We start from the raw sequence: 18,313 nt of genomic DNA, 5'->3' as shown, positions 1-18,313 counted from the left end.
CCCTGCTGACGCGGCGCGGGGGCGACGCCACGCCACGGCGCCACCACACCCACCGACACTTCTCGAAGCGTTCTGCGACGAATGCGACGCCGAACGTCGCAGACCCCTTCGAAAGATGGGGCCTTGTCCATCTCGGACACAATCGGAGAGCCGCCCGCAAACGACCCCCTGGTCCCCAAGGCCCACGCGAGACGACGGCCGTACCGGACGCGACTACGAACGAACGAGGGTGGGGTGGGGAAGACGCGGTCGAGCGCATCGGAGGCCCCGAGCCGCTAGGCGAGCGGTCCGACGTCTAAGCGAGCCGCGTCATCCCCGCCCCGCCCGGCCCGTACCCAGCGCCCCGCCGACGACCTCGGCGATCGCTTTCGCCGCCTCCCTCCCAGCGCGATTGGCCCCGATCGTCGACGCGGACGGGCCGTAGCCCAGCAGGTGCAGCCGCGGCTCGCCGGCGACCTCGGTCGCGAGCCGGCCGGTCATGACGATGCCGCCGCCGGGGGAGCGCAGGTTCAGCGGCGCGAGGTGGTCCATCGAGTAGCGGAAGCCGGTGCACCACAGGATCACGTCGGCGGGCACGAGGGTTCCGTCGGCGAGCACGGCACCGTCGGGCGAGAGGGAGGCGAACATCGGGCGCCGGACCAGCACCCCCGCCTCGATGCCGCGGCGCATGGCGTCGGTCATCGGCAGCCCGGTCACCGAGACCACGGAGCCGGGCGGCAGGCCGGCCCGCACCCGCTCCTCCACGCGCGCTACGGCGCGACGACCCTTGTCGGGATCGAAGGGCGTGGTGTCCCACTGCACCTCGCGGCGGGTGAACCAGGACGTCTCCGCGACCTCGGCGATCTCCAGGAGCAGCTGCACCGCGGTGATCCCGGCGCCGACCACGGCGACCCGCTTCCCCGCGAAGGGCTCGGCGGTGCGGTAGTCGTGCGCGTGCAGCTGGGTCCCGCGGAACGACGGTGCGCCGGCCACCGTCGGCCAGAACGGCCGGTCCCACGTGCCCGTGCAGTTGATGACGGCGGCGGTCCGGTACTCGAACGGGCCCTCGGCGCCGTGCCCGGCCACGAGGTAGCCCTCGTCGCAGCGCGAGACCGAGGCGACGTGGGCGGGCCGGTGCACGTCGATGTCGAACCGCTTCTCGTAGTCGCCGAAGTACTGCGCGACGCCGGTGGCGGCCGGGACGTCATCGCAGTCGGTGCCCAGCGCGTCCTGCAGACCCCAGCCCGGCAGGTCATGGACGTGATTCGCCGAGCGGAGCGTCAACGACGGCCAGCGCTGCCGCCACGCGCCCCCGGGACCGGCGTTGTGATCGAGAACAATAGAATTCTCGATACCGAACCTGGGGAGGAAGTAGGCGGCCGAGAGACCGGCCTGGCCAGCACCGACCACGACGACATCCTTCACCCCCGTAGCGTAGATTGCCTGCCATGATTGGTTACACGTTGGAGGACCGGGTCGCCGTCATCGAGTTCCAGCGCCCGGAAGCGCGGAACGCATTGAACCCGGAGATCATGGACGGCCTGGAGGCGGCGTTCGACCGCGCGGAGGCCGACGGGGTCTTCGTCATCGTGCTCACGGGGCAGGGCACCGTGTTCTCCGCGGGGGCGGATCTGCGATCGGGCGCGGTGCTGGACAAGAACTTCATGGAGCGGGTCATCCGCTTCTACCGCCGGGTCGAGTCGATGAAGCAGATCCTGGTCGCCGCGGTCAACGGGCCCGCGGTGGGGGCGGGCGTGCAGATGGCGATGCTCGCGGACCTGCGCGTGCTGGATCCCAGCGCGACGATCGCGATCCCCGCCGCCAAGCTCGGCGTCACCATCGACAAGTGGACGCTGCGCCGCCTCGAAGATCTGGTCGGCGGCGGCCACGCCCGCGGTGTGCTGATGGCCGCGCAGAAGATCGGCGCCGAGAAGCTGCTGGACCTGGGCTTCGCCAACGCGATCGGCGACCGCGAGGCGGCGCTCGAGTTCGCCCGCGGTATCGCGAAACTCGCCCCGCTCTCGCTGCAGAACTACAAGGCGCTGTTCAAGACGGACGTGGCGCTGGAGCCGGCCACCGAAGAGGAGGTCGAGCGCCTGCACGCGGTGTGGGACTCCGAGGACCTCAAGGAGGCCATCATGGCCCGGATCGAGAAGCGCGAGCCCCGCTTCACGGGTCGCTGATCATGCGGCTGGGGAACGTCGTCACCTTCGCCGCGGGCGCGGCCGCCGGTATCGCCGGCGCCGCGGGGATCCGCGCCGCGAGCGGCCTGAAGCGGTCGATGGGCGCGCAGGTGGACACCGTCTACACCAACACCGATCCGGACAGCCCGCACCAGCGGTTCGACGCGGCCAAGATCGCCCGCGGCGTCGTGGGCCGGGCCCGGCACGGGGTGGGGGCACCGTCGGGCCCGATCCCGCTGGCCGCCGACCCGAGCCCGGAGCAGCCCTCCGACCTGGCCGTCACCTGGTTCGGGCACTCGTCGGTGCTCATCGAGGTCGACGGCTTCCGGATCCTCGCCGACCCCGTCTGGGGCGAGCGGGTGTCGCCGTCGCCGACCATCGGCCCCGCGCGGCTGCACCCCGTCCCCGTGGCGCTGAGCGCGCTGCCGCACATCGACGCGGTGATCATCAGCCACGACCACTACGACCACCTCGACCTGCCCACCATCGACGAGCTCACCCGCGACCGCGACGTGCCCTTCTGCGTGCCCGTCGGCGTGGGCGGGCACCTGCGCGCGTGGGGCGTCCCCGAGGACCGGATCGTCGAGCTGGACTGGGACCAGGCGCACACGCTGACCCGCGACGGGAAGAGCGTCAAGGTCGTGTGCACCGAGGCCCGGCATTTCTCCGGCCGCGGCCTGACCCGTAACTCCACGCAGTGGGCGTCCTGGTCGCTCGTGGGCCCGGAGCACTCCGTCTTCTTCGGCGGCGACACCGGCTTCACCGAGCGCTTCAAGCTGGTCGGCGACCACTTCGGCCCGTTCGACCTCACGCTGCTGCCCATCGGCGCCTACGACCCCCTCTGGCCCGACGTGCACACCAACCCGGAGGAGGCCGTCGCGATCCACGCGATGATCGCCAAGCCGGGCGCCCCGCTCGTACCCGTGCACTGGGCCACGTTCAACCTCGCCTTCCACGACTGGTCCGAGCCCGTCGAGCGGCTCCTCGCCGCCGCGGAGGAGGCCGGGGTCGCCACGATCATCCCCATGCCGGGCGGCCGGGTCGACGGTGCCGGCGCGGGCCCCGCGGGCGCGATCATGCCTGGTACGCACGACTGGTGGTCGACGGTCCGCTAGCCTGGCACGCATGGATTTCAAGGATCTCGCGAACAAGGCCAAGCAGGCGCTGGGGAAGAACCCGAGCGTCATCGACAAGGCCGGCGACTTCATCGACGGCAAGACCGGCGGCAAGTACTCCGCGCAGGTGGACAAGGCGCAGGACGCCGCGAAGAAGTTCGCCGGCGGCCAGCAGGGCCAGCAGGGCCCCCAGGACCAGCAGGGTCCGCAGCAGTAACACACCTTCAGAAAGGGCGACACTGCTCTCATGGGTCGTCATTACGCGCCGGGTGAACCGGCTGCGGAGAAGCCGCGCGGCAGGAACGTCGCGCGGCTTCTCGTCGGGGCCGGGCTGGTCGCGGTGCTCGTCGCCGGGATCGTCGCGATCGTCGGCGGGAAGTTCGCGGGCTGCGGCGCGTCGAGCACCGTCACCGTGATGGCCGATCCGGCGCTGGCGCCGGCGCTCCGCTCGCAGGCGTCGCTCGCCTCCGACAAGTGCACCACCATCGCGGTCGCCGAGGCGCCGGACCGCGAGTCCGCGGGTCGGCTGCAGGCCGGCGCCGCCGACCTGTGGTTCGCCCCGTCGCGCTCGCGCGCGGAGGCGGTCTCCGCCCAGCTCGGCCGCGACCTGCCGACCACCGTCGTGGCAGGCTCCCCGATCGTCCTGGCGGGCGCCGCGGTCCCGCAGCCGGCGAGCTGGTCCGAGGCCATGACGCAGGCCACGATCCGCGCGGTCACGGCCGATTCCCCCTACGCCGACGCGCCGGTCGTCGCGGCCGTCGCCGAGTCCACCCGCCCCGGCGGCGGCGACGACCAGGCCCTCAACGCCGTCCTGGCGCAGTACGCCCAGGCCGCCAAGCGCGTCGACGGCGATCCCGTCACGGCCGCGGCCGCCGACGGCGGCGTCGTGGTCGTGCCCGAGTACGCCTACCTCGCCGCGAAGAAGGGACGCGGCGACCTCGCCGCCGTCGTCCCCAAGACCGGTGCCCCGCGCGACGAGCTGCTGCTCGCCGTCGCCGCCACCGGCGAGCGTCAGGCCGCCGCGACCGACGCCGGCAAGCGCCTCGCCGCGGCCTTCACCTCCGGCGACGGCCTCGCCGCCCTCGCGCGCGACGGCCTGCGCGGCACCGCGCTGGCGGAGGCACCGTCGGGCGGCGTGGGCGCGGTGACGGCGCTCCCCGACCCCGATCGGACCCGGCTCGCGCACGCCGAGCAGGCCTACTCGACCCTCGCGGTGCCGCTCAAGGCGCTCGTCGTGGTCGACACCTCCGGCTCGATGGACGAGAAGGTGGGCGACACCACCCGCATCGGGATGCTCGCGTCGGGCTTCACCAAGGTCGTGACCCAGATCCCCGACGCGAACGCCGTCGGCCTGTGGACCTTCTCCCTCGCCACGAACGGCGGCAAGGACTGGACCGAGGTCGTCCCTACCGCGCGCCTCTCCGACAAGCGGGGGGACAAGACCCAGCGGCAGCTGCTGCTCGACGGCGTGAACTCGCTGCCCGGCCGCGTCCGCGGCGGCACCGGCCTCTACGACACGACGCTCGCCGCCTACCGACAGGCCGTCAAGGACTTCGACCCCGCCTACTCCAATTCGCTGATCCTGCTCAGCGACGGCGGCAACGAGAAGAACGGCGGCACCACCCTCGACCAGCTGGTGGCCGAGCTGAAGAAGCTGGTGGACCCGGCGCGGCCGGTGAACATCCACACCGTCGGGATCAGCAAGGACGCCGACCTGCCGGCCCTCAAGCGGATCGCGGACGCCACCGGCGGTACCGCGCAGTCGGCCGACACCGAGCAGCAGATGCTCGCGGATTTCGTGAACGCGGTCGCCAAGCGCGCGAAGTAGGCTTCCGGACCGGTCGGGCATATCGGACTACCTAGGATAGGCTCCCCTCATCGTCTGACGTGTTCGGAAACGGAGCCCGCCCATGAAGTCGTCCCTCGTGCGGATCGCGATCGCCGCGCTCGCCATCGGAACCCTCACCGCCTGCGGCAGCGCCTCGCCGACCGGCCCGTCCGCGGGCAGCGGTACGCCGGGGGCGGGCTTCCCGCGGACCGTCGAGCACGCCATGGGGACGACGACCATCCCCGCTCAGCCGCAGCGGATCGTCGCGCTGGACGACTCCTACGTCGAGCAGGCCCTGATGCTCGAGACCCAGGTGGTCGGGTACACCGACTACCGCACCGAGGGCGGCGGCCTCGCCGAGCACCTGGGCGCGTCGCGTAGCTTCGGTGCGGGCGCGGTCAGCGTCGGCCCGCTGACGGCGCCCTCGGTGGAGCGCGTCGCCACGCTGGACCCCGATGTCATCGTCAGCGCCAAGGTCCGCCACGAGAAGCAGTACTCGCAGCTCAGCGCGATCGCGCCGACCGTGATGAGCGAGACGACCGGGCAGACCTGGCGAGAGAACATCGCGCTCCTGGCGAAGAGCCTCGGCAAGGAGTCGCTGGCCGCCGAGCGTCTCACCCAGTACGAGGCAGAAGCCGCGAAGGTCGGGCGCGCGGTGCGCGCGAAGGCCGGGGAGCAGGCGACGGTCTCCGTCGTGCGGTTCGTGACCAGCGGGCCCACCCGGCTCTACGGTCGGAAGTCGTTCACGGGGATGGTGATCGCCGATGCGGGCCTCGCCCGGCCCGCGTCGCAGGACGTCGACCAGCTCATGGTGGAGATCAGCCCCGAACAGATCCCGATGGCGGACGGGACCAAGATCTTCGTCGCGACCAACGGCGCGAAGGCCGCCGACGCGCGGGGCGAGTTCGAGCGCAACCCCCTGTGGTCGTCGCTGGTCCCGAAGGTCGTCACGGTCGAGGACCGGGAGTGGATCAGTTCGGTGAGCGTGCAGGGCGCGTACACGATCCTCGCGGACATCGCGGCCGCGTTCGGGGTCGAGGGACCCGCGATCCCGTCCTGGATCTCCGGGCGGTAGCCGCGCGCGTGGTGCCCCCGACAGGAATCGAACCTGCGACCTGATCTTTAGGAGAGATCCGCTCTATCCGACTGAGCTACGAGGGCGTGCGGCACGAGTTTAGCCACGCGGAGCCCGCCGGGTACATTCGGATGTCCGAGTTTGCAGCATCACGAGGGGGTTGGCCGCGTGCCGATCGGCATCTCAGTACTTCTGGTCGTCACGCTGGGCTCGCTGGCTCTCGTGCAGCGTCGCGTGGTCCGGCGGTGGACGACCCGGCCGGCGCGCATCGCCGGGAACGTCGCCGTCGCCGTGGCCGTGGTCCTCACGGCGTGCAGCGCGGTCGGCCTGCTCGCGGGCGCGGGCGCGATCGCCCCCGATCGCGTCCGCTGGATCAGCGCCGCCGGTCTCACGTGGCTCGCGACGATCTTCTACCTGCTGCTCACCCTGCTCGTCCTCGGCGTCCTGTGGGTGCTCACCCGGCTGGTGCGGCTCGTCCGCCCCGGGTTCGACGGTGCGCCGCTCCGTCGCGCCGTGGCCCTCGTGGGCGTGATCGGCGCCGTCGCCGCGACGCTGTACGGGCTGGTCGAGGCCGCGACGCCGCGGGTGACGCACACGCAGATCCGCCTCGCGTCGATGCCCGCCGCGTTCGGCCCGCTCAAGGTCGCGCTCATCACGGACATCCATGCCGGCCCGGTGCGGAGCCGCGGCTTCGTGCAGGGCGTCGTCGACCGGGCCAACGCCGAGCGGCCCGACCTCGTGCTGATGGCCGGCGACCTCATCGACGGCACGGTGGCGCAGATCGGCGACGACCTGACGCCGCTGCGCGACCTGCGCGCCCCGCTCGGCGTGTTCGCCGTGACCGGCAATCACGAGTACTACGCCGGCGACGTCGTGAACTGGGTGCAGCGCTGGCGCGACGTCGGCGTCGTCCCGCTGACCAACGGCTCGGCGCGGCTCGAGCGGAACGGCGCGACGGTCACGCTCGTGGGCGCCAACGACCGGACGGGCAAGGCGCCGCACGAGGTGGACTACGACGCGGCCTTCGCCGGCGTCGATCCCGCCGCCTTCACGGTGGCCATCGCGCACGAGCCGCTGCAGGGCCGCGAGTTCGCCAAGCGCGGCGCGGACCTGCAGGTCGCGGGGCACACGCACGGCGGCCAGATCTGGCCCTTCCGGTACTTCGTCCGGCTGCAGCAGCCCGCGCTGCAGGGGCTCGAATCCGTCGACGGGATGCCCGTCTACACCAGCCGTGGCGCGGGCGCGTGGGGGCCGCCGGTGCGCGTCGCCGCGCCGCCGGAGATCGCGATTCTGGAGCTGAGCGCGGCCTGACCGGGGCATGATCCGGGTATGGCGATCCGCGCGAGTACCGACGTCGGGCCGGTGACGGTGAGCGTCGCCCCGTCGGCGCGGACCCGCCGCAAACCCACCGCCGCCCGTCGCGTGCCCGTCCTCATGCTCCCCGCCACCCGCGTCCCCGCGGGCCTGTCGCTGCCGCGCCGGGTCGAGCTGCCGCCGCCCGTCGCGCCCGCGGGCTGGTACCCGGACCCCGAGGACGCCGCGCGGATGCGCTGGTGGAACGGCACGAAGTGGACCCGCCGGTTCGCCGACCCCGGGGCCGCCTCGACTGCGAAGGTCCGGACCCGCACGGCCGATGCGCCGCCGAGGCTGCGCCCCGCGCAACGACCCGTGAAGCGTCGCCTGCTTCCCAACGTCGCGTTCTCCGCTGACGGAGGCGCGCAGGGACCTGTCCGTCGTCGCAGAACTCGACGTTCGGAGCGCGACTAGGCGTCCCGCGCCTCCTGCGCGCCGCGCGAGGCCAGCTGGTCGGCGAGCTCGTTGCCCTCGTTGCCCGCGTGCCCCTTCACCCAGCGCCAGTCGATCTCGTACTGCGCGGCGGCCTGCTCCAGGCGCTGCCACAGCTCGGCGTTCTTCACGGGCTGCTTGGCGGAGGTCTTCCAGCCGTTGCGCTTCCAGCCGGCGATCCACTTGGTGATGCCGTTCTTCACGTACGAGCTGTCGGTGTAGAGCACCACCGGCATCGGCCGCGTGATCGCCTCGAGCGCGGAGATGGCGCCCATGAGCTCCATGCGGTTGTTCGTCGTGTCCTTCTCGGCGCCGTACAGCTCCTTCTGGTGCTCGCCGAAGCGCAGCACCGCGCCCCAGCCTCCCGGCCCGGGATTCCCCAAGCACGCGCCGTCGGTGTAGATCACGATCTCGTCCGCCACGAGGAGCCATCCTAGCGGTGCGCGCTACCGTGAAGCCGTGCCGAACAATCACTACCACCACCTGGTCTTCGGCGACGACGCCCTGGAACGCCAGCGCCGCAACGGCAGCTACGTCGCGTACGGCCGGCAGCTCGAGCGGGGCGACGACGGGCCGCAGGCCCTCACCGACCGCGAGCTGCTCATGATCACCCGCGCCGACCAGTTCTGCCTCGCCACCGTGACCCCGCAGGGCTGGCCCTACCTGCAGTACCGCAGCGGCCCGGCGGGCTTCGTGCAGCACGACCCCGCGACGGGGCGGCTCGGCTTCATCGACATCCCGGGCAACAACCAGTTCGTCACCCTCGGCAACCTCGCGGACGACGACCGGCTCGCCATGTTCTTCGTCGACTACCCGCGGCGCGTGCGGCTCAAGGTCTTCGGGCGCGGCACGGTGCGCGAGACCGCGGACCGCCGGGTCATCGAGATCGCCGTCGAGGCCTTCGACTGGAACTGCCAGCGCAGCATCATCCCGCGCTTCGACCGCGAGTACATCAAGCAGCTCGGGGCGGCGTACCAGAAGGTCGCCGCGGAGCGCGAGGCCGAGCTGCAGACCGAGATCGACCGACTGCGCGCCCGCGTCGCCGAGCTGGAGGGCGACGCCGGCTGATCAGGGCTGCGTCGGGCTGTCGAAGCGCGGATCGCGGCGCGGGATCGCCTCCGTCTCGGGCTTGGGCGAGACCTTCACCGGGCGCGGCGGCCGCTTCACGACCTGCGTGTGCTGCTCCGACGGGGTGACCGGCCCCGGCTTCGGCGGCACCGTGCCGGGCCAGTTCCGGTCCCAGTCGGGCTGCGGCCGGCGCTGCGCCACCGGCGCCACGGCGGTCCGCGTCTGCTCGTCGGGCACGGCGGCCGGGGCGGGGAGAGGGGGCGGCGTGTGCGCCGGCATCGGCGGCGCGACGGGGCGGCCCCAGGCCGGGTCGGCCGGCGGGTACTGCTGGTTGGACGGTGCCTGCGGCGCGTGCTGGGGAGGCAGGTGCGTGGGCGGCAGCGGTGCGCCGGGCAGCGGGGCGCCGGGAAGCTGTGCACCGGGGATCTGACCGCCGGGCTGCTGACCGCTGGGCTGTTGAGCGCCGGAAGCCTGAGCGCCGGACGCCTGGCCGGCGGGCCCGAACGGCGACGCCGGGAACTGCGGCGCCTGTGGAGCGGGCTGCGCGACGGTGGCGGGGGCGGACCGTCGGGCGAGGAGCAGCGCGAGGGCTCCGAGCGTCGCGATCACGGCGGCGACGATCACGGCGTAGGGGCCGACGCCCGCCTTCGTGTCGACCTGCAGGTTCAGGCCCTCGACCGCCACCGTCTGCGTGCCGACGGGGACGACCGCCGCGTACACGCCGAGGGCGATCCCGGCCACGCCGACGACGACGGCCCCCGCGGCGCCGAGGCGTCGCTGCCCGGCGGGCCCGAGGGCCGCGACCGCCGCCAGGAGCACGACGGCCACGGCGAGCCCGACGGCCACCCAACCTCCCCACGCGACGTCGTTCGGTACGGAGGACGAGACGTCGGCGCCGCCGAACGCGGGCATGGTGACCGCGCCGATCCCGTTGACCCGGGCCTCGAGCGAGGAGAGCAGGCCTCCCGGCACGCCCTCGGGCGCCCTGGCCGTGACCGTGTACCACGTGAGGAAGGCCGCCACGACGAGGCCGACGGCGCCCGCCACGGCGAGGGCGAGCCCGGCGATCCGGGCCGCGCCGGATGCGGATGCGGGCGGTGAATCGGGCATTGCGGACCTCCTACGACGTGATGCCCGCAACGCTAGGACGTCGCGGTTGGCGGTCGCTGAAGTACCGCTGAAGCCGAGGCTACCGACGGGTACACTGAGCCGATGGAACAGCGACGCACATTCTGTCCCACGGGGACGGCCGGATGACCGCGGCGCTGCAACCGACGGACGATCCCAAGGGTCGCGCGAAGACTCGTCGGCGGTTGATCCGCGCGGCGTACCTGGTGTTCGCGCAGCACGGCTACGGCTCGACGAACGTCACCATGGTGTGCGAGGCGGCCGGCTTCACCCGCGGCGCCTTCTACTCCAACTTCACCAGCCTCGAAGAGCTGTTCATCGAGGTCTGGCGGTTCCACGTGCAGTGGATCATGGACGTCATGGCCAAGGTCGTCGACACCTACGTCGTCCAGGGCGCCGACTACGGCAAGCTCATCGAGATGGCCGTCCGCGCGATCCCCGTCAACGAGCGCTGGCAGCGCGTGAACGGCGACTTCGTCGCGCTGTGCACCCGCACGCCCGAGCTCAATCAGACGGTCCGCGACGCCCAGCAGATGCTGCTCGCCAATATGATCCCCACCGTGATGCACGTGCTCGAGGCGGCCGGCCGCCGGGTCACCGCGCCCGAGGCGCTCGGCTACGCGCTGCTCGCCGTGCACGAGGGCACCGCGTCGTACTGCGTGATCGACCCGGAGAACGAGACCCTCAAGCAGAACCGCATCGACCTGCTCACCGCCACGCTCAACATGTACAGCGAGCCGATCGCGTGACCCGCACCGCTCTGGTCATCGGCATCGGCGCCGGCGACCCGGGGCACGTCACCGTGGGCGCGATCGACGCGATGCGCGCCGCCGACGCCCTGTTCGTCCTCGACAAGCCGAACGCGGGCACGCTCACCGGGATCCGGCAGGAGATCGTCGACCGGCACGCGCCCGACACCCCCGTCGTGCTCGTGCCCGACCCGCCGCGGGACCGGTCCGCCGAGCGCGGCGCCTCGCGGCCCGACGGTGCCTACGCCGCCAACGTCGGCGCGTGGCACGACGCCCGGGCCGCCGCGCTGGCCGCGGCGATCGCCGAACACGTCCCCGAGGGCGGGAACGCCGGCTTCCTGGTGTGGGGCGACCCGTCGCTGTACGACTCGACGCTGCGGGTTCTGGATCGCGTGGCCGACTCACTCCCGCTGGCGGCGAAGGTGATCCCCGGCATCACCAGCGTGCAGGCACTGACCGCCGCGCACGCGATCCTGCTCAACCGGGTGGGCGAGCCGATCCACATCACCACCGGCCGCCGCCTGCACGAGGACGACGGCCGCAACACCGTCGTGATGCTCGACGCGGACTGCACGTTCCGCGAGACCGCCGAGCCGACGGACCACGTCTACTGGGGCGCCTACCTCGGCACGCCCGACGAGATCCTCCTCGACGGCCCGGTCGGCCAGGTGGGCGACCTGATCGCCCGCACTCGCGCCGAGGCCCGCGAGAAGCACGGCTGGATCATGGACGTCTACCTGCTCCGCCGCCCCGCCGACTGAAGCCGGTCGCGCACCGTCCGGCGCGGCAGCGGGCCCATCTCCCCGCAGCCGCCCGCCTCGGTGAACGGCACGACGAGCTGCGCGCCGTAACCCGTGGGGTAGTCGGGCTTGGCCGCCATGCCGAGGTCGGCGCTGGTGAACCGGCGGCGGCGATCGAGGACGTACGTGCCGAACAGGTGGTCCCAGAGCAAGGTGAACAGCCCGAAGTCGACGTCGCCCGCCCCGGCCTCGCGCTGGTGGTGGAACCGGTGCCCCTCGTTGAGCGCCAGCACGGACCGCAGCGGCCCGACGCGGTAGTCGGCGTTGGAGTGCTGCAGCAGCAACTGCACCGCGACCATCGCCGCCAGCGCCGACGCGACCGGCACGGGCATGCCGAGGATCAGCAGCGGCGCGACGCCGCCGATCGTCTCCAGCGTCTGGTGCAGCGGGTGCTTCATCAGCCCGTTGAGCCCGTAGCAGCGGGTCACGCTGTGGTGCACCGCGTGCAGCCGCCACAACCAGCCGTACCGGTGGCTGGCCATGTGCACCACGGTGATCCCGAGGTCGGCGACCAGCACCGCGAGCAGGACCTGCGCCCAGAAGGGCAGCGCGTGCGGCCACCACGACCCCGGGCCGCGGAGCGCCGCGACCAGCGGGATCACCGCGAGCGAGGCCAGCATCAGCGACTCGTTGACCAGCACGTGCGCCACGTCGCGGCTTGCGTCGTCATGCGAGCGGTTCCACGCCCGCTCGTAGGGGATGACGCGCTCGGCGGTGAAGGACAGCGCGATCGCGACCAGGACCACGCCGATCAGGGTGAGCTTCGGGGCGCCCGATCCGGCGAGCGCGATGATCGTGCCGTTTACGCCGACGAGCATGAGCAGTGGATAGCCGTAGCGGAGAAGGTTTCTCATGCGTCCAGCCTCGCCGCGGGACCGGCCGCCGGGCTTGTACGGATCGATCGGATCAGCCGAGGGCGGCCAGCAACTGCTGCGGCGACAGGCCGAACATCTCCCGGCACACCCGGCTGGCGTGCGCCCCGTCCGCGAAGCCCGCGGCGTGCGCGGCGTCGGTGATCGACGCCCCGTCGCGCACCCGCTCGGCCATCGCGCGCAGGCGTGACCAGCGCACCCAGGCCGGGAAGGCGAGGCCCAGGTCGCGGCGCCACAGCCGGCTCAGGTGCGAGGCCGACACCCCGATCTCCGCCGCCACGGTGGTCAGCGACAGGGGCTCGGATCGCCGCCGCGCCACCACGTCCAGCGCCGACCGCACGTACGGATGCACAGGCCGGAGCCCGTCCCGCGCCGTCGCCAGCGCCCGCAGCTCCGCCTCCGTGGGCGCCTCGGGGAGGTCCGCCGGCACCGCGTCCGGATCCAGGTAGACGGTGAGCCCCGCCGCGTCCGGCGAGACCGGGCCGATCGCGTGCACGGTGCCCGCCGGGATCACGAAGGCGGTCACGCCCTCCCGGGCGCGCGGAGGACCGTCGGGCGGCTGGACGGTGACGGTGACCGTTCCGGACCGGAGGGAGAGGAGCTGCCACGCCGCGTGCCGGTGCCGCCCCGTCGTGCCGACGGCGCCGTCGTAGGCGAGCGCGCCCACGCTGAGGTGCACCGACCCCGTCCACCCGCTCATGCGCTCAGTTCAGCGCGTCGAGGACCTTCTCCGCCAGCTCCGGGCGGCAGACCACCAGGTCGGGGAGGTAGGGGTCGGGGTTGTTGTAGGTGAGCTCGCTGCCGTCGAGGCGCGAGCAGTGCAGGCCCGCGGCGCGCGCGACGCCGACGGGAGCGCAGGAGTCCCACTCGTACTGGCCGCCCGCGTGCAGGTACACGTCGACCTGCCCCGTCACGACGGCCATCGTCTTCACCCCGGCGGAACCCAGCGAGACGGGCTGCAGGCCCAGCGACTCCGCGACCCGGAACATGCCGGGCGTCGCGCGACTGCGCGACAGGGCGAGGTTGCCCGTCAACGCCCCGGTCGGCGCGGTGACAGTGTCGGAGCGGAACACCCGGTCCATCGCGGGCAGCGAGACCGCGCTGTGCACCGGCTGCCCGCCCTGCGTGAGCGCGACGTGCACGGCGTAGTCGGGACGGTGGGCCGCGTAGTCGCGGGTGCCGTCGAGCGGGTCGATGACCCACACCCGCTCGGCCGAGAGCCGTTCGGTGGAGTCCGGCGCCTCCTCCGAGAGCACCGCGTCGTTCGGCCGGTGCCGGCGCAGGACGCGGGCGATCCAGGCCTGCGCGAGCCGGTCGCCGGTGTCGCCCAGTACCCCGTCGTCGAGCAGGGAACCGTGCCGGATGGACTGCAGGATCCGCCCGGCACCGTCGGCGATCTCGGCCGCGAGCTCGATGTCGGACAGGGCGCCACCGTCGGAACGGCCGAAGAAGGTCATACCCCCACCCTAGAGTGGCTGTATGCCGGAGCTTCCCGAGATCACCGCGATCGCGGACTACGTGGGCGCCAAGGCCGTCGGCACGCAGGTCCGGCGGGTCGACGTGGCGGCGCTGTCCGTGCTCAAGACCTATGCGCCGGGCCCGCACGACCTGGTCGGGGCCACCGTCACCGGAACGCGCCGGATCGGCAAGTACTTCATCCTCGATGCGTGCAAGGGCGACGAGGCCCTCGCCCTCGTCGTGCACCTCTCCCGCGCCGGGTGGCTGCGCTGGTCGGAGAAGCTCTCGCCGACGCCGCTCAGACCCGGCGGGAAGTCGCCGATCGCGCTGCGCGTGCACGTCGGGCCGGAGGGCGAGGGTTTCGATCTCACCGAGGCGGGCACGCAGAAGCGGCTCGCGGTGTGGATCGTGCACGACCCGCAGGAGATCGAGATGGTCGCGACGCTCGGCCCCGACGCGCTGGCCGTCACCCGCGACGAGTTCGGCGCGATCCTCGCCGGCTCGCGCGCGCAGCTCAAGACGCTGCTCCGCGACCAGCGCACGATCGCGGGCATCGGCAATGCCTACTCCGACGAGATCCTGCACACCGCGAAGCTCTCGCCCTTCGCGGCGGCGAAGTCCCTGGATGCGCAGCAGGCGGACGCCCTGTACGCCGCCATGCGGTCCGAGCTCGAGGACGCGGTCGAGCGGTCCGTCGGGCAGCACGTCGCCACCCTCAAGGCGGAGAAGCGCTCCGGGATGAAGGTGCACGCCCGCACCGGCAGCCCCTGTCCGGTCTGTGGCGACACCGTGCGCGAGGTCTCCTTCGCCGACCGCTCCTTCCAGTACTGCGCCACGTGCCAGACGGGCGGCAAGGTGCTGGCGGACCGTCGGATGTCGAAACTGCTGAAATGAGCCCAAACCGCCCTGAGGTTAGGCATCGCTGCATAGTCGATTGAAGGCGTGCCTTACCTTCTAGGCATGAACTGGGGTGATGCCGTCCCGAACTTCCTCATCGGCCTGCGTGAAGGCCTGGAAGCGGGACTGATAGTGAGCATCCTGCTCGCCGCCGTGAAGAAGTCGGGCGGTTCGCGGGTGCCGGTGTGGTTGGGCGCGCTGGGCGCGGCCTCGTTGTCGGTGAGTTTCGGGGCGATCCTGACCTTCACCACGTCGGAGCTGTCGGCCACGGCACGCGAGGTCGTCGCGGGCACGCTGAGCGTGCTCGCTGTGCTGCTCGTGACGATGATGATCTTCTGGATGCGGCGCACCGCGGCGTCGCTGTCCAAGGAACTGCGCGCCGACGTCGAGACCGCGATGGTGCTGGGCGCGGGTGCGCTCGTGCTCACCGCGTTCTTCGCGGTCGCGCGCGAGGGCCTGGAGACCACGCTGTTCCTGTGGACCGCGGCCCGCGCCTCGGGCGACGCGGTGGGCCCCGCCGTCGGCGCGGCGCTCGGCCTCGCGGTGGCGTTCGGCATCTGCGTGCTGCTCTACCGGCAGGCCGTGCGGCTGAACCTCGCCACGTTCTTCCGGTACACCGCGATCCTGCTCATCGTCGTGGCCGCGGGCGTCCTCGCCTACGGCCTCGGCGACCTGCAGAACGCCGGCGTCCTCCCCGGCCGCACCTGGATCGCCTTCGACCTGTCCGGCAGCATCAGCACCGACTCGTGGTGGGTGGCGCTGATCGGCGGCATCACCAACCTCGCGCCGAAGATGACGGTGCTGCAGGTCTTCGCGTGGCTCGCCTACCTGGTGGTCGTACTGGGGATCTTCCTCGGCACGAAGCCCGCACCGGCGACGCCGGGCGAGAAGGGTCGCTTCGAGGCCTGGGCCGCGCGCCTCGCGGGCACGCGCACCGGCCTCGCGGCCGCGGTCGTCGTGCTGGTGCCGCTGCTCGTCGCGGGCCTGATCATCGCGATCCTGCCGGCCAAGCCCGCCGCCGCGGGCGCGGTGACCGTCACCGAGGCGGACTGCGCCAAGGGCTTCAGCGGCGCTTCGGCCGGGCAGCAGCGCATCACCGTCACCAACAAGTCCGGCAAGTCGGGCGAGATCACTCTCGTCGACAGCGGCGACGCCGTCGTCGGCGAGATCGAGACCCTCGGGCCGGCCACCACCGCCGACCTGTCGGCGACGCTCGGGGGCGGGAGCTACCGGTTCGTCTGCTACCTCGCAGGGCAGAAGGAGACCCGCTCCGAGCAGTTCACCGTGACCGGCGGCGGTGCGGCTCCGAAGGCCGTCGCGCGCGTGACCAAGGACGATCTCGACGGCGCCAACGCGAAGTACCAGGACTACGTGCTGACGGTGCTCCCCGCGGTCGAGTCCGCCCTGAACCGCGTGAAGGCCGCGCTCGGCGGCGGCGACACCGCGGGCGCCAAGGCGGCGTGGCTCGACGCCATGACCGCGTGGGAGAAGGTCGGCGCCTCGTACAACAGCTTCGGCGAGGTCGGGACGGCCGTCGCGGGCCTGCCCGACGGTTTCGCCGACGGGGTCCGCGATCCGGAGTTCTCCGGCATCCGGCGCATCGAGTACGGGCTGTGGACCGGCGAACCGTCGGCGGCGCTGACGGCGCAGGTTGACAAGACCCTCGAGGGCCTGACGAAGGTCCGCGCCGACCTGCGCACCGACGACATCGCCGGCGACCCGATCACGCTCACCAAGCGCGCCCAGGAGATCCTCGAGGACGCGCTGCGCGACCACCTCACGGGTGTCAGCGACCAGGGGGCGCACGCCGGCTACGCCGCGACCGCCGCCGACGTCGAGGCCACCCGCGCCGTGCTCCGCGTGCTCGAGCCGCTGCTCGCGCCGCGCGTCCCGGACCTGGTGTCCACCGCTCGTCGCGAGCTGGACGACATCACCAAGGCCCTCGACGCCGTCAAGCGGCCCGACGGCACCTACCCGCCGCTCGAGGCTCCGCCGCTGGCGTTGCGGCAGAAGATCAACGGCACCGTCGGGCAGGCCCTCGAGACCCTGTCCGCCGTGCCCAACCTCCTGGAGATCCCCAAGCATGAGCGATGAGACGACGACCGGCACCGGCCGGCGGAAGTTCCTGCAGGGCGCGGCGGTCGGCGCCGTGGGCGTGGCCGCCGTCGGCGGCGTGCTGGCCGGGGGCGCGCGCAGCGACGCGGCGCAGTCCTCGGGCCCGACGGTGCGCGACTCCTACCCGTTCGAGGGCGAGCACCAGTCCGGCATCCTGACGCCCGCCCCGGCGGAGAAGCAGGCGGCCCTCATGGTCGCGGCGTTCGACGTGATCACCGATCGCGCGGGCCTGGAGAAGCTGCTGCGGACCATCACCGACCGCGCGCGCTTCCTCACCGCGGGCGGCACCCCGGCGAACCTGGGCGTGGGCAAGCCGCCCGCGGACAGCGCGGTGCTCGGGCCCGTGGTCCCCGCCGACGGGCTGACGATCACGCTCGGCGTGGGCTCGTCGCTGTTCGACGACCGGTTCGGGCTGGGCGCGAAGAAGCCGGCGAAGCTCAAGCCGATGACGGTCTTCCCCAACGACCAGCCCGACGCCGCGCAGATGCACGGCGACCTGGTGCTGCAGTTCTGCGCCAACAACCCCGACACCGTGCACCACGCGCTGCGCGACATCGCCAAGCACACCCGCGGCGCGATGCAGCTGCGGTGGAAGATGCAGGGCTACGGCGCCCCGCCGCGGCCCGAGGGCGCGGCGCGCAACCTCATGGGCTTCAAGGACGGCAGCGCCAACCCCGTCGGATCGCAGGCGGAGGAGCTGATCTGGGTGACGGGCGGCGGCGAGCCCGCGTGGGCGACCGGCGGCACGTACTTCGTGGTGCGGCTGATCCGGATGATGGTCGAGTTCTGGGACCGCGTCTCGATCGCGGAGCAGGAGGGCATGTTCGGCCGGCGCCGCGACTCCGGCGCCCCGCTCGACGGTGCCGCCGAGACCGACGATCCCGACTACGCCGCCGACCCCGAGGGCGACGTGATCCCGATGGACTCGCACATCCGCCTGGCGAACCCGCGCGAGGGGGAGAAGACGGAGAAGCAGCGCCTGGTGCGCCGGTCGTACAACTACGACCTGGGTTTGGACATGAACGGCAACATGGCGTGCGGCCACGTCTTCCTGTGCTTCCAGCAGGACGTCGAGGCGCAGTTCGAGGAGGTGCAGAAGCGCCTGATCGACGAGCCGCTCACCGACTACGTGACCCCGTTCGGCGGCGGCTACTTCTTCGCCGTCCCCGGAGTGCGGGGTGCGGACGACTTCCTCGGGGCCGGGCTGTTCCGCTGAGGGGCTCCTCACGATGTCGCCTTCTGCGGCGTCGCGCGTGCGCTG

The 18,313-nt window shown here is 72.5% G+C and carries 19 protein-coding genes and 1 tRNA gene; 13 read left to right on the top strand and 7 right to left on the bottom strand.

All coding sequences use genetic code 11. From position 1 onward, the window contains the following. Nucleotides 1-309: 309 nt before the first annotated feature. Nucleotides 310-1,404 (bottom strand): NAD(P)-binding domain-containing protein, encoded by a 1,095-nt coding sequence (locus ACLQ3K_RS11165; protein ID WP_425999307.1) that lies wholly within the window; start codon nucleotides 1,402-1,404, stop codon nucleotides 310-312. A gap of 23 nt (nucleotides 1,405-1,427) precedes the next feature. Between ACLQ3K_RS11165 and ACLQ3K_RS11160 the strand changes: the two genes are divergently transcribed. The 5 genes from ACLQ3K_RS11160 to ACLQ3K_RS11140 all read left to right on the top strand — a co-directional run bounded on the left by ACLQ3K_RS11160 (nucleotide 1,428) and on the right by ACLQ3K_RS11140 (nucleotide 6,180). Then, nucleotides 1,428-2,162, top strand: coding sequence for an enoyl-CoA hydratase (locus ACLQ3K_RS11160; protein ID WP_425999305.1), 735 nt, complete (start codon nucleotides 1,428-1,430; stop codon nucleotides 2,160-2,162). Nucleotides 2,163-2,164: 2 nt separating this feature from the next. Next, entirely contained in the window at nucleotides 2,165-3,277 is a 1,113-nt protein-coding gene (locus ACLQ3K_RS11155; protein ID WP_224648875.1) for an MBL fold metallo-hydrolase, read from the top strand. Between the two features lie 10 nt (nucleotides 3,278-3,287). Beyond that, the gene (locus ACLQ3K_RS11150) at nucleotides 3,288-3,494 is read left to right on the top strand and encodes an antitoxin (protein ID WP_425999302.1); all 207 of its coding nucleotides are present in this window, start codon (nucleotides 3,288-3,290) and stop codon (nucleotides 3,492-3,494) included. Nucleotides 3,495-3,524: 30 nt separating this feature from the next. Further along, nucleotides 3,525-5,105, top strand: a complete 1,581-nt coding sequence (locus tag ACLQ3K_RS11145; protein ID WP_425999300.1) for a VWA domain-containing protein — start codon at nucleotides 3,525-3,527, stop codon at nucleotides 5,103-5,105. Between the two features lie 82 nt (nucleotides 5,106-5,187). Next, nucleotides 5,188-6,180, top strand: a complete 993-nt coding sequence (locus ACLQ3K_RS11140) for an ABC transporter substrate-binding protein (protein WP_425999298.1) — start codon at nucleotides 5,188-5,190, stop codon at nucleotides 6,178-6,180. A 9-nt stretch (nucleotides 6,181-6,189) separates the two neighbouring features. Here ACLQ3K_RS11140 and ACLQ3K_RS11135 read toward each other — a convergent pair. Further along, nucleotides 6,190-6,266: transfer RNA gene (locus ACLQ3K_RS11135), tRNA-Arg, on the bottom strand. Between the two features lie 82 nt (nucleotides 6,267-6,348). On the opposite strand from ACLQ3K_RS11135, the gene ACLQ3K_RS11130 reads away from it, so the two are divergent. Together ACLQ3K_RS11130 and ACLQ3K_RS11125 are read left to right on the top strand one after the other, a co-directional pair. Beyond that, nucleotides 6,349-7,491, top strand: coding sequence for a metallophosphoesterase (locus ACLQ3K_RS11130; RefSeq protein ID WP_425999296.1), 1,143 nt, complete (start codon nucleotides 6,349-6,351; stop codon nucleotides 7,489-7,491). Between the two features lie 18 nt (nucleotides 7,492-7,509). After that, nucleotides 7,510-7,947 carry a DUF2510 domain-containing protein gene (locus tag ACLQ3K_RS11125; protein ID WP_425999294.1) on the top strand — a complete coding sequence of 146 codons (438 nt, stop codon included), beginning with the start codon at nucleotides 7,510-7,512 and terminating at the stop codon, nucleotides 7,945-7,947. On the opposite strand, the gene rnhA is transcribed toward ACLQ3K_RS11125, so the two are convergent. Beyond that, nucleotides 7,944-8,387 carry a ribonuclease HI gene (rnhA, locus tag ACLQ3K_RS11120; RefSeq protein WP_224648900.1) on the bottom strand — a complete coding sequence of 148 codons (444 nt, stop codon included), beginning with the start codon at nucleotides 8,385-8,387 and terminating at the stop codon, nucleotides 7,944-7,946. The genes ACLQ3K_RS11125 and rnhA overlap by 4 nt on opposite strands. A gap of 37 nt (nucleotides 8,388-8,424) precedes the next feature. On the opposite strand from rnhA, the gene ACLQ3K_RS11115 reads away from it, so the two are divergent. Continuing rightward, complete coding sequence (locus tag ACLQ3K_RS11115) at nucleotides 8,425-9,033, top strand: pyridoxamine 5'-phosphate oxidase family protein (protein WP_425999291.1); 609 nt, start codon at nucleotides 8,425-8,427, stop codon at nucleotides 9,031-9,033. Here ACLQ3K_RS11115 and ACLQ3K_RS11110 read toward each other — a convergent pair whose 3' ends face one another. Beyond that, entirely contained in the window at nucleotides 9,034-10,143 is a 1,110-nt protein-coding gene (locus ACLQ3K_RS11110; protein ID WP_425999289.1) for a hypothetical protein, read from the bottom strand. It lies immediately after the preceding gene. 143 nt (nucleotides 10,144-10,286) lie between these two features. Here ACLQ3K_RS11110 and ACLQ3K_RS11105 point away from each other — a divergent pair, with 143 nt between their 5' ends. Both ACLQ3K_RS11105 and cobF read left to right on the top strand, forming a co-directional pair. Continuing rightward, nucleotides 10,287-10,910 carry a TetR/AcrR family transcriptional regulator gene (locus ACLQ3K_RS11105; RefSeq protein ID WP_425999287.1) on the top strand — a complete coding sequence of 208 codons (624 nt, stop codon included), beginning with the start codon at nucleotides 10,287-10,289 and terminating at the stop codon, nucleotides 10,908-10,910. After that, a complete protein-coding gene (gene cobF, locus ACLQ3K_RS11100) occupies nucleotides 10,907-11,671 on the top strand; it encodes a precorrin-6A synthase (deacetylating) (protein WP_224648909.1) in 765 nt (254 codons plus the stop codon). Before ACLQ3K_RS11105 ends, cobF begins: the two co-directional genes overlap by 4 nt. Here the strand turns inward: cobF and ACLQ3K_RS11095 are convergent. From ACLQ3K_RS11095 to ACLQ3K_RS11085, 3 genes are read right to left on the bottom strand one after another with little or no spacing between them, the layout of a single operon-like run. Then, nucleotides 11,644-12,564, bottom strand: coding sequence for a sterol desaturase family protein (locus ACLQ3K_RS11095; protein WP_224648911.1), 921 nt, complete (start codon nucleotides 12,562-12,564; stop codon nucleotides 11,644-11,646). The genes cobF and ACLQ3K_RS11095 overlap by 28 nt on opposite strands. A gap of 52 nt (nucleotides 12,565-12,616) precedes the next feature. Further along, on the bottom strand, nucleotides 12,617-13,282 hold the full coding sequence (locus tag ACLQ3K_RS11090; protein ID WP_224648913.1) for a helix-turn-helix transcriptional regulator: 666 nt from the start codon (nucleotides 13,280-13,282) through the stop codon (nucleotides 12,617-12,619). Between the two features lie 4 nt (nucleotides 13,283-13,286). Continuing rightward, complete coding sequence (locus ACLQ3K_RS11085) at nucleotides 13,287-14,039, bottom strand: 3'(2'),5'-bisphosphate nucleotidase CysQ (RefSeq protein ID WP_224648917.1); 753 nt, start codon at nucleotides 14,037-14,039, stop codon at nucleotides 13,287-13,289. Between the two features lie 22 nt (nucleotides 14,040-14,061). On the opposite strand from ACLQ3K_RS11085, the gene ACLQ3K_RS11080 reads away from it, so the two are divergent. The 3 genes from ACLQ3K_RS11080 (at nucleotide 14,062) to efeB (ending at nucleotide 18,268) form a co-directional block, all read left to right on the top strand. After that, a complete protein-coding gene (locus ACLQ3K_RS11080; protein WP_425999284.1) occupies nucleotides 14,062-14,934 on the top strand; it encodes a DNA-formamidopyrimidine glycosylase family protein in 873 nt (290 codons plus the stop codon). Nucleotides 14,935-15,000: 66 nt separating this feature from the next. Next, the gene (gene efeU, locus ACLQ3K_RS11075; protein ID WP_425999282.1) at nucleotides 15,001-17,031 is read left to right on the top strand and encodes an iron uptake transporter permease EfeU; all 2,031 of its coding nucleotides are present in this window, start codon (nucleotides 15,001-15,003) and stop codon (nucleotides 17,029-17,031) included. Beyond that, nucleotides 17,021-18,268: an iron uptake transporter deferrochelatase/peroxidase subunit gene (gene efeB / locus ACLQ3K_RS11070; protein ID WP_425999280.1), complete on the top strand. Its 1,248-nt coding sequence runs from the start codon at nucleotides 17,021-17,023 to the stop codon at nucleotides 18,266-18,268. The genes efeU and efeB overlap by 11 nt, the downstream gene beginning before the upstream one ends. Nucleotides 18,269-18,313 lie beyond the last annotated feature (45 nt).

The organism is Tsukamurella sp. DT100 (assembly GCF_049844855.1).
In the GTDB taxonomy this organism is placed as follows: domain Bacteria; phylum Actinomycetota; class Actinomycetes; order Mycobacteriales; family Mycobacteriaceae; genus Tsukamurella.
The sequence above is the reverse complement of the archived record's forward strand: the minus strand, read 5'-3'. Positions and strand labels throughout refer to the sequence as shown.